We start from the raw sequence: 9,721 nt of genomic DNA, 5'->3' as shown, positions 1-9,721 counted from the left end.
AGCCGTATTACCCGCCACATCAGTCGCCGTTGCGGTTATTGCATACTCACCATCGGCAAGCTCAACACCGCTGTGATCGACACTCCACGCGCCGTTTTCATCGGCTTCAACTGTTCCGATTGACTCACCATTCAAGAAGACTTCAACCGAAGCCCCCGCCTCGGCGTTGCCGGTAAAGATTTGAGTGTTGTCATTGGTAATATTGTCGCCATCAATCGCAGTGTCATCAGAGATATCGCTGATTTCAGCTTGAGTGACAGTATCGACAACAAAATCATATACATCTGCTTCAGCGGTATTTCCGGCATCATCGGTAGCAGTCGCTGCAATTTGGTAATTCCCATCGATTAAAACCGTGGAGCTATGATCTAAGCTCCAAAGACCAGCTTGGTCAGCTGTAACCGACCCGACAGAACTACCGTTTAGGAAAACTTCGACTTCAGCGCCAGCTTCAGCTGTTCCGCTAAAAATTTGGGTATTATCATTAGTAATATTATCACCATCAATAGCTGAATCACTATCAATGTCCGTAATAGCTACCGAGGTAAAACTATCAATAGTAACGACATCGTTACCAACATCTAATGCTGTGTTTAGTAAATTGGGATCTTCTGGGGTAATTTGCGGTGATGCGACTTCAACAGCGACGCCGGTATCAAAACCGCTTTGCGCAATTGTAGTAGCTCCAGTTCGTTGGATACTTACGAAACCGCCATTACCAGCATCAACACCGCCTGCGCCAGTATCACCAGCAGGGGCAGCGTCGCCGCCTGCAGCAGTGGCTTCAAATGCTTCGGTGGGGTCGACACCGTCAGCAATCGCTGCTTGTAATTGCGCAATTTCTAACTCGGTCTGGGCTTGAGCTGACAAAGGAGCTTGCTCAGGATTGGCTTCAGCATTAAGAGCAGTCGCACTGTTTTCACCTAGCTGGTATTGATAGCCGTCATAATCAAATGCTACTTGAGCACCATTTTCAGTAACGATGACTTGGCCACGTTCTACTGATTCGCCTTCTTTCAGAAGTCGTAACTGCCCGTTAGCTTCGATGACATAAGCCTTGCCAATTACAGAGACTACTAATGCTGGATTATTAACTGCTATTTGTTCCATGAGCTTTCCTTCGCTACTTTGCATAAACTGCTATGCATTTGACCAATATCGACAACAAACCCTCCAAGGCGAAATCTTGGATAAGGGTTAAATTAGATCGAGATCATTATTGGTTTAGTTTACACGAAGAGGCGGGAATTGGTGCAAGTAAAAATGCTTCTAAAATGCACGATTTTAGAAATAAAGCTACAATAAAGCTCATTTAATAATCAAAAGATTATAAAAACACCCATTAAGTAGTATTTTTGGATATTTTTTAATTACAAAAAAGCCACAATTAAATGTGGCTTGTATTGAGACTAAAAGATGGATTATAGAACGTTACGAGCGTTCAAATCATCAAATGCTTTTTCTAAACGTGCAGCCATGCTTACTTGTCCAGCACGTAGCCATACACGTGGATCATAGAACTTTTTGTTAGGCTGGTCATCGCCTTTCGGGTTACCGATTTGGCCTTGAAGGTAAGCTTCATTTTTCGCGTAGTATTCGCGAATACCATCCCAAGATGCCCACTGAGTGTCAGTATCGATGTTCATTTTGATAACACCGTAGCTGATAGACTCTTTGATTTCAGCTTCAGTAGAGCCTGAACCACCGTGGAATACAAAGTTCAAGCTTTGAGCTGGAAGACCAAACTTCTCAGAAACATAAGCTTGAGAATCACGTAAAATGGTAGGCGTTAGTTTAACGTTACCAGGCTTATAAACACCGTGTACGTTACCGAAAGAAGCAGCAATAGTGAAACGCGGGCTAATGCTAACCAATTTTTCGTAAGCATAAGCAACGTCTTCAGGCTTAGTATATAACTCAGACTCGTCCATATCAGAGTTGTCTACGCCATCTTCTTCACCGCCAGTACAACCCAATTCAATTTCTAGAGTCATGTTCATTTTAGCCATGCGCTCAAGATAACGACCACATGTTTCAATGTTTTCTTCTAGAGACTCTTCAGAAAGGTCAATCATGTGTGAAGAGAATAATGGCTTACCAGTTTGAGCAAAGTGCTCTTCACCAGCGTCAAGCAATCCGTCAATCCAAGGCAGCAATTTCTTAGCTGCATGGTCGGTGTGCAAAATTACTGGAACACCATAAGCTTGCGCAATAGCGTGAACATATTTAGCGCCTGCAACTGCACCAGCGATAGCAGCAGCTTGACCTTCTAACTTAAGTCCTTTACCAGCAAAGAAACCAGCACCGCCATTTGAAAACTGAACGATAACAGGTGCTTTAACATTTGCTGCAGCTTCTAATACACCGTTAATAGTATCAGTGTTTACAACGTTAACAGCTGGCAATGCAAATTGGTTTTCTTTAGCAATCGCAAATACTTTTTGTAGATCGTCGCCAGAGATTACACCTGGTTTTACTGCGTCAAAAATCTTAGACATGATTTAGATTCCGTAAATTAAAATAAAATTTTGCCTACAATAGGCTTGAAAGAGCTTAAGTACCAAGCATTGCTGGTACCGAGCCCCTAGGTCTTGCATTTAGCCTTTTGCACGCTCTTCAAGCATTGCAACAGCAGGAAGTGTTTTGCCTTCAACGAACTCGAGGAAAGCACCACCACCGGTAGAGATATATGAAACTTGGTCTTTAATTCCAAATTTGTCAATTGCAGCTAAAGTGTCACCACCGCCGGCAATTGAGAACGCCTCGCTTTCTGCGATTGCGCGAGCAATTGTCTCGGTGCCGCCAGCAAATTGTTCGAATTCGAAAACACCAACCGGACCGTTCCATAGAATAGTTTTAGCTTCTCTAAGGATTTTCGCAAGCGCTTCTGAAGATTCAGGACCTAAGTCAAAAATCATCTCATTGTCAGTGACTTCACTTGCAAGCTTAGTAGTTGCAGGGGTAGTTTCTGAGAATTCTTGACCCACAACAACATCAGTTGCCAAAGGAATTGAACACTCAACCGAAAGCTTTTTCGCTGTTTCAATAAGGTCTGTTTCACAAAGTGATTTGCCTACATTGTTACCCGCAGCAGCAATAAAGGTGTTCGCAATACCGCCACCAACAACCAGTTGGTCAGCAATTTTTGAAAGCGACTCTAACACGGTAAGTTTAGTCGAAACTTTAGAACCACCAACAATTGCAACCATTGGACGAGCAGGCTTATCCATCGCTTTGCCTAGTGCTTCTAATTCACCAGCAAGCAAAGGACCAGCACAAGCGATGTCTGCGTATACGCCTACACCATGAGTCGAAGCTTGAGCACGGTGAGCGGTGCCAAAAGCATCCATCACGTAAACATCACACAAAGCAGCCATTTTACGCGCTAGGCCTTCTTCATTTTTCTTTTCACCAACGTTAAAGCGAACGTTTTCTAATACCACGACTTCGTTGGTATTTAGCTCTAGACCATCAAGGTAGTCTTTAGCAAGACGTACAGGTACGTCTAAGGCATCATTTAAGTAGTCAACCACTGGTTGAAGAGAAAACTCTGCATTGTACTCGCCTTCCGTTGGGCGGCCTAAATGAGAAGTAATCATCAACTTAGCGCCTTTTTCTAAGGCAAGTTTAATGGTTGGGATTGAAGCTTGGATGCGAGCGTCAGACGTTACTTTGCCATCTTTAACAGGAACGTTAAGGTCTTGGCGGATTAGTACGCGTTTACCTGCTAAATCCAGGTCGCTCATTTTAATTACAGACATTTTCAGTCCTCTGTGGTTTTTGATGTATTTTTTGAATCAGCCGCGCTAGCTATTCACTAGTCGACTGAGTCTTCCATTTGTGTCATCAACAAAGCTGTGTCCAACATTCGGTTGGCAAAGCCCCACTCGTTGTCGCACCACGCCAGTACTTTAACCAAATGCGCACCGCTCACACGAGTCTGCGAACCGTCTATAATGCTCGAATGACTGTCGTGATTGAAGTCAATTGAGACTAGCGGTTCTTCAGTATAATCCAAAATCCCAGATAATTTACCGCGAATTGAGGTTTTGATGGCTTGATTTATATCAGAAACTGTAACTTTTTTACATAAAGTTACACTTAAATCCATCGCCGTCACATTTTGAGTAGGTACACGTACCGCAATCGCTTCAAATTTACCCGCAAACTTAGGTAAAATTCGCTCTACACCCTTCGCCAATTTTGTATCAACGGGAATTATCGATTGCCCAGCGGCTCTGGTCCGGCGTAGGTCGTGATGATAAGCATCGATGACGGGTTGATCATTCATGGCTGAGTGAATTGTAGTAATAGTACCACATTCTACTCCAAAGGCTTCATCGAGCACCTGAATTACCGGAACAATACAGTTAGTTGTACAAGAACCGTTCGATACTACCTTGTCAGATGGGATCAAATGTTGCTCATTTACACCAAAAACTACCGTCCGATCAACTTCTGGGTCTGCGGGTTGCGAAAACAATACTTTTTTTGCGCCTGCAGCAAGGTGGAGTTCAGCATCTGCGCGTGTGTTAAAACGCCCGGTACACTCAAGAACCAAATCAACCTCTAACTCACGCCAAGGCAAATTAGCCGGCAATGGTTCATGAAATAAGGCTATGTTGTGCTCGCCAACAAACAATTGCTTGCCCTCAACATGCACCAAATGGTTAAAACGACCATGGGTTGAATCATATTGTAATAGATGAGCAATGGCTTCCGGACTAGCAAGCTCATTGATAGCGACAATTTCTATTTCGTACTGACGGTGGCTCTCAAAAAGGGCGCGTAACACGCTACGACCAATTCGTCCAAATCCGTTGATTGCTACTTTCGGTGTTCTTGTTTTCAACATAATAAAAAGCCCTCTCAAAGGAGGGCTTCAGAGGCTTTGTGCAAGCTTACCGTAATCAGTAGGCTTGCGGCAACGCCTGTCTTAGTTTGTGCGTGAACTTAACAACTAAAGCGCGTTGGCTTTTGCAACGATGTTCTCAACAGTAAAGCCAAACATTTTGAACAGTTCACCAGCAGGCGCTGATTCACCAAATGTTGACATGCCAACAATAGCACCGTCAAAACCAACGTACTTGTACCAGTAATCTTCAATACCCGCTTCAATCGCAACCCGCTTACGGACAGCAATTGGCAGTACAGATTCTTTATACTCGCTGCTTTGCGCGTCAAACTCTTCACAACAAGGCATAGAAACCACACGAACAGCTTTACCCGCGGCTGTTAGTTGAGCTGCTGCATCAACTGCAAGTTCTATCTCACTACCGGTAGCAATCAAGATAAGATCTGGTGTTCCAGCACAATCCAACAATACATAACCACCACGAGCAACATCAGCAACTTGTTGAGCATCACGCCCTTGTGGTGCTAGACCTTGGCGCGAGAAGATTAAAGCACTTGGCCCATCATTGCGCTCAATAGCACTACGCCAAGCCACTGCAGACTCAACTGAATCACATGGACGCCAAGTACGCATGTTTGGCGTTAAACGTAAGCTTGACGTTTGTTCAACAGCTTGGTGCGTTGGTCCATCTTCACCCAAACCAATTGAGTCATGTGTGTATACGAAAATAGAGCGTTGTTTCATCAATGCAGCCATACGCAAAGCGTTACGCGCATATTCCATAAACATGAGGAAAGTTGCACCATAAGGTACGAAACCACCGTGTAGAGCAACACCGTTCATGATTGCTGACATACCAAACTCACGAACACCGTAGTGTAGGTAGTTACCAGTAGCGTCTTCAGCAGTTATTGCTTTAGAACCAGACCACATGGTTAGGTTTGATGGTGCAAGATCGGCGCTACCACCTAGTAGCTCAGGCAATTTAGGTCCAAAGGCTTCCAACGTCTTCTGTGAAGACTGACGGGTTGCAATTTTGGTCTGATCTTTTTGCAACTGAGCGATGTAATCGTCGGCAAATTCAGTCCAATCAGCGGGTAGATCGCCACTCATACGACGTTTAAATTCAGCTGCAAGTTCGGGGAAAGCAGCAGCGTAGGCATCAAAACGACTGTTCCAATCTTGTTGAGAAGCTTGACCTTTAGCCTTTGTGTCCCATTGCTCATAAACATCAGCAGGAATTTCGAAAGCAGCGTGAGGCCAGTTTAAGAACTCGCGAGCGGCCTTGATTTCTTCAGCACCTAATGGAGCACCGTGACAATCGTGGCTACCGCCTTTGTTTGGCGAGCCAAAGCCAATAATTGTTTTACAGCAAATCAGTGTTGGTTTGTTCGAAACACTTTTTGCTTCTTTGATGGCTTTTGAAATGGCTTCACTATCGTGACCATCTACGCCAGCAATGACATGCCAGCCGTAAGCTTCAAAACGCTTTGGAGTATCGTCAGTGAACCAACCTTCTACATCACCATCAATAGAAATACCGTTGTCATCCCAAAATGCAACTAACTTACCAAGACCTAAAGTCCCAGCTAGCGAACAGGCTTCGTGAGAGATACCTTCCATTAAACAACCATCACCCATAAACGCATAGGTGAAGTGGTCAACGATTTCATGGCCAGACTGGTTAAATTGTTCTGCCATTGATTTTTCAGCAATCGCCATACCAACGGCATTGGTAATACCTTGGCCTAGCGGGCCAGTCGTAGTTTCTACACCAGGTGCATAGCCATACTCTGGGTGACCCGGTGTTTTGGAATGAAGTTGACGGAAGTTTTTAAGTTCTTCAATTGGAAGCTCGTAGCCCGAAAGGTGCAACAATGAATAAAGCAACATCGAACCATGACCGTTTGAGAGCACAAAGCGATCTCGGTCTGACCAACTTGGGTCACTTGGGTTATGATCTAAAAATTCACGCCACAACACCTCGGCGATATCGGCCATACCCATAGGGGCGCCAGGGTGGCCAGAATTTGCTTGTTGTACAGCATCCATACTAAGTGCGCGAATGGCATTAGCGAGTTCACGACGAGATGACATGAATAACTCCTAGTTAATGTTCTAAGTAATAAATCAGTTTGAAACGACCGTTAAGGGACATGTATTGTCACAAAGACAGCATATTACCTCAATCTTTAATCGCTCATTATTTATGTTAATTCTTAAGTTTTTAGCCAAATTCGGTAACTGTGATGGCTGTTGTAAAGATTTGCAGATAAAATAGCACAGTCTAGCCAAGGAGTATCACCTAGCAATGCCTACGATAGAACCCCTAAACTTTAAAGTTATTGGTGTCGCGTGCGTGATTGGGATATCGGTTAGCCTGTTAACACTTCTTTTCTCAGAAATTGCCCATCTTCGCCTCATTGATTGGAACTACTCCCCTTGGTTAGCAATTTTGCTCCCCAGTGTTGGGGCGCTCACTGTTTATTACTGCGAAAAGCGCTTTAGCCAATATCGCCAAGTCGGTTTCGCCCAAGCCATCACCAGCTACCACTTTAATTTTGGTCTCATTGGCTGGCAAAATATTGTTTACCAATTTGTTTTGGGACTTGTCGTCCTAATTTGCGGTTTTGCCGTGGGTGTTGTTGGCCCCAGTTGTTATTTGGCGGCAGGTTTAGCCAGCTACCTAGCTCGTTTTTCCAAATGTTCTTCAAGCCACGTTAGAACTGCTATTGCTTGCGGCATTGCCGCGGCAATTGCAGCGTTGTTTAATGCGCCACTTGCGGCGAGTATTTTCGCGTTAGAGTTGGTCACCAGACACTATGATTGGCGCGCTGCAATTTTAGTCTGGCTCAGCGCGGGTATCGCAAGCTTTGTCTCAAATTTTCATAACGGTAGCATGTTGCATATACCGCTCGCTGAACAAAATATTGCCTTATCAGACTATCCCTACTTTCTTTTGCTTGGATTAGCCGCGGGTTGCGTTGGTACCTTGATGATTAAGATTATTTTGGGTTTTAAAATTAAGAACCGTCCAATAAGTTTGATCGTCATTGTCGCTATAACTGCATTAGCAGGGCTCTACAATCCGGAGTTTTTGGGTTTAGAATCAATTACGCCTTCAGCGCTACTCGAATGGGATGCTTCAACCCCAGAAGCTGTAATTTGGTTGCTGGCGCGGATACTATTAACGGGGGTTACTCTCGCCCTATTTCTTCCCGCCGGCAGTATTGGTCCCATGATCGTTATTGGAGGGCTCGTCGGAGTTAGCCTAAGTCAGCTGTTTAGTGGCAGCCCTGACGCAGCGATGATTTGTATAGGAATGGCGGCGTTGCTAGCGGCAGTTTTTGCAACCCCAGTTGCAGCGGCTTTGCTGCTCTTCGAACACGTGCAGCAGCCACAAATATTGCTTCCAACCCTTGTCGCCTGTGTTATAGCTAATGCTTGCGCGCGCAAAATTTTCAAAACCAAAGGATTGTTTGCATCCCAACTTGAACAGTCCGGCGTCGATCTCAAACAAAGCCCAGTCTTGCAAATCAATCTAGTTGACCAACTAAAAGCAAGTTTTAATCGTGTTTGAAGCCAGCTATAGCTGCATTTTACAAAGCAAACCTGTGATCGTGTAAATAAAAGCTAGCAAATTATGAGACTCTTTCTTAGAATAGACGTCCAGACGGGTATATGTCCAAAACTAAGAAAGAGATTGAAATCATGGCTACACACTTATTTACTTCAGAATCGGTTTCCGAAGGTCATCCAGATAAAATTGCAGATCAGATCTCTGATGCTGTTCTTGACGCAATTTTGGAACAAGACAGCAAGGCTCGCGTTGCTTGTGAGACCTACGTAAAAACTGGCATGGTAATGGTTGGTGGCGAAATTTCGACCTCAGCTTGGGTAGACATCGAAGAGCTTACGCGTAATACCGTCCGTGAAATCGGCTATACCCATTCAGATATGGGTTTTGATGCAGACTCTTGCGCCATTCTAAATGTTGTCGGTAAGCAAAGCCCAGATATCAATCAAGGTGTTGATCGAAGCGACCCTCGCGAACAAGGCGCTGGTGATCAAGGCTTAATGTTTGGTTATGCAAGTGACGAGACCGATGTCTTGATGCCGGCACCTGTGACATATGCACATCGACTAGTACAACGCCAAGCTGAAGTACGTAAATCCGGTGAACTCGATTGGCTTCGTCCTGATGCTAAAAGCCAAGTCACCTTTGCCTATGAAAATGGCATTATTACCGGTGTTGATGCTGTCGTGCTTTCAACTCAACATGCAGAAAGTGTTTCGACTGAAGACCTACGTGAAGCGGTAATGGAAACCATAATCAAGCCGGTACTGCCGGAGCAATGGTTAAGTAAAAATACCAAGTTCTTTATTAACCCAACCGGACGTTTTGTTATCGGCGGTCCAATGGGCGACTGTGGCCTAACCGGTCGGAAAATTATTGTTGATACTTACGGCGGCATGGCACGTCATGGCGGCGGTGCATTTTCTGGTAAAGATCCTTCTAAAGTTGATCGTAGTGCAGCTTACGCAGCGCGTTATGTAGCTAAAAACATCGTTGCTGCTGGTTTGGCTAGCCGCTGTGAAATTCAGGTTTCGTACGCCATCGGCGTTGCTGAGCCAACATCTATCAGCGTTGAAACCTTCGGTACGGGTAAACTCGATGAGCAAAAACTTATCGGACTCGTGCGTCAGTTCTTCGACTTACGCCCTTACGGTTTAATCGAAATGCTTGACCTAGAGCGTCCAATTTATAAAGCAACCGCAGCCTATGGTCACTTTGGTCGTGAAGAGTTTCCTTGGGAGCGCACTGATCGAGCAGCAGAGCTAAAGGAAGCGGCAGGTATCTAGATC

At 44.8% G+C, this 9,721-nt stretch carries 7 protein-coding genes; 2 read left to right on the top strand and 5 right to left on the bottom strand.

Annotated elements, in window-relative coordinates:
• The 5 genes from DBZ36_RS10845 to tkt all read right to left on the bottom strand — a co-directional run.
• On the bottom strand, positions 1 to 1,110 hold a 1,110-nt coding region (locus DBZ36_RS10845; protein ID WP_120354957.1), incomplete at its 3' end, for a retention module-containing protein.
• 311 nt (positions 1,111 to 1,421) lie between these two features.
• Positions 1,422 to 2,498: a class II fructose-bisphosphate aldolase gene (gene fbaA / locus DBZ36_RS10840; protein WP_120354956.1), complete on the bottom strand. Its 1,077-nt coding sequence runs from the start codon at positions 2,496 to 2,498 to the stop codon at positions 1,422 to 1,424.
• Positions 2,499 to 2,597: 99 nt separating this feature from the next.
• Positions 2,598 to 3,761 (bottom strand): phosphoglycerate kinase, encoded by a 1,164-nt coding sequence (locus DBZ36_RS10835; RefSeq protein ID WP_120354955.1) that lies wholly within the window; start codon positions 3,759 to 3,761, stop codon positions 2,598 to 2,600.
• 56 nt (positions 3,762 to 3,817) lie between these two features.
• Positions 3,818 to 4,855, bottom strand: a complete 1,038-nt coding sequence (gene epd / locus DBZ36_RS10830) for an erythrose-4-phosphate dehydrogenase (protein ID WP_120354954.1) — start codon at positions 4,853 to 4,855, stop codon at positions 3,818 to 3,820.
• Positions 4,856 to 4,960: 105 nt separating this feature from the next.
• Entirely contained in the window at positions 4,961 to 6,952 is a 1,992-nt protein-coding gene (gene tkt / locus DBZ36_RS10825; RefSeq protein ID WP_120354953.1) for a transketolase, read from the bottom strand.
• Positions 6,953 to 7,166: 214 nt separating this feature from the next.
• On the opposite strand from tkt, the gene DBZ36_RS10820 reads away from it, so the two are divergent.
• Both DBZ36_RS10820 and metK read left to right on the top strand, forming a co-directional pair.
• The gene (locus tag DBZ36_RS10820) at positions 7,167 to 8,435 is read left to right on the top strand and encodes a chloride channel protein (RefSeq protein WP_120354952.1); all 1,269 of its coding nucleotides are present in this window, start codon (positions 7,167 to 7,169) and stop codon (positions 8,433 to 8,435) included.
• Positions 8,436 to 8,566: 131 nt separating this feature from the next.
• The gene (metK, locus tag DBZ36_RS10815) at positions 8,567 to 9,718 is read left to right on the top strand and encodes a methionine adenosyltransferase (RefSeq protein ID WP_120354951.1); all 1,152 of its coding nucleotides are present in this window, start codon (positions 8,567 to 8,569) and stop codon (positions 9,716 to 9,718) included.
• Positions 9,719 to 9,721 lie beyond the last annotated feature (3 nt).

Source organism: Alginatibacterium sediminis (genome assembly GCF_003610775.1).
In the GTDB taxonomy this organism is placed as follows: Bacteria; Pseudomonadota; Gammaproteobacteria; order Enterobacterales; family Celerinatantimonadaceae; genus Alginatibacterium; species Alginatibacterium sediminis.
This window is presented reverse-complemented; position numbering and strand designations above follow the sequence as displayed.

Coding starts and splice junctions, on each gene's coding strand:
- tkt (WP_120354953.1), bottom strand. CDS start 6,952: ATGTCATCTCGTCGTGAACTCGCTAATGCCATTCGCGCACTTAGTATG.
- metK (WP_120354951.1), top strand. CDS start 8,567: ATGGCTACACACTTATTTACTTCAGAATCGGTTTCCGAAGGTCATCCA.
- fbaA (WP_120354956.1), bottom strand. CDS start 2,498: ATGTCTAAGATTTTTGACGCAGTAAAACCAGGTGTAATCTCTGGCGAC.
- DBZ36_RS10835 (WP_120354955.1), bottom strand. CDS start 3,761: ATGTCTGTAATTAAAATGAGCGACCTGGATTTAGCAGGTAAACGCGTA.
- epd (WP_120354954.1), bottom strand. CDS start 4,855: ATGTTGAAAACAAGAACACCGAAAGTAGCAATCAACGGATTTGGACGA.
- DBZ36_RS10820 (WP_120354952.1), top strand. CDS start 7,167: ATGCCTACGATAGAACCCCTAAACTTTAAAGTTATTGGTGTCGCGTGC.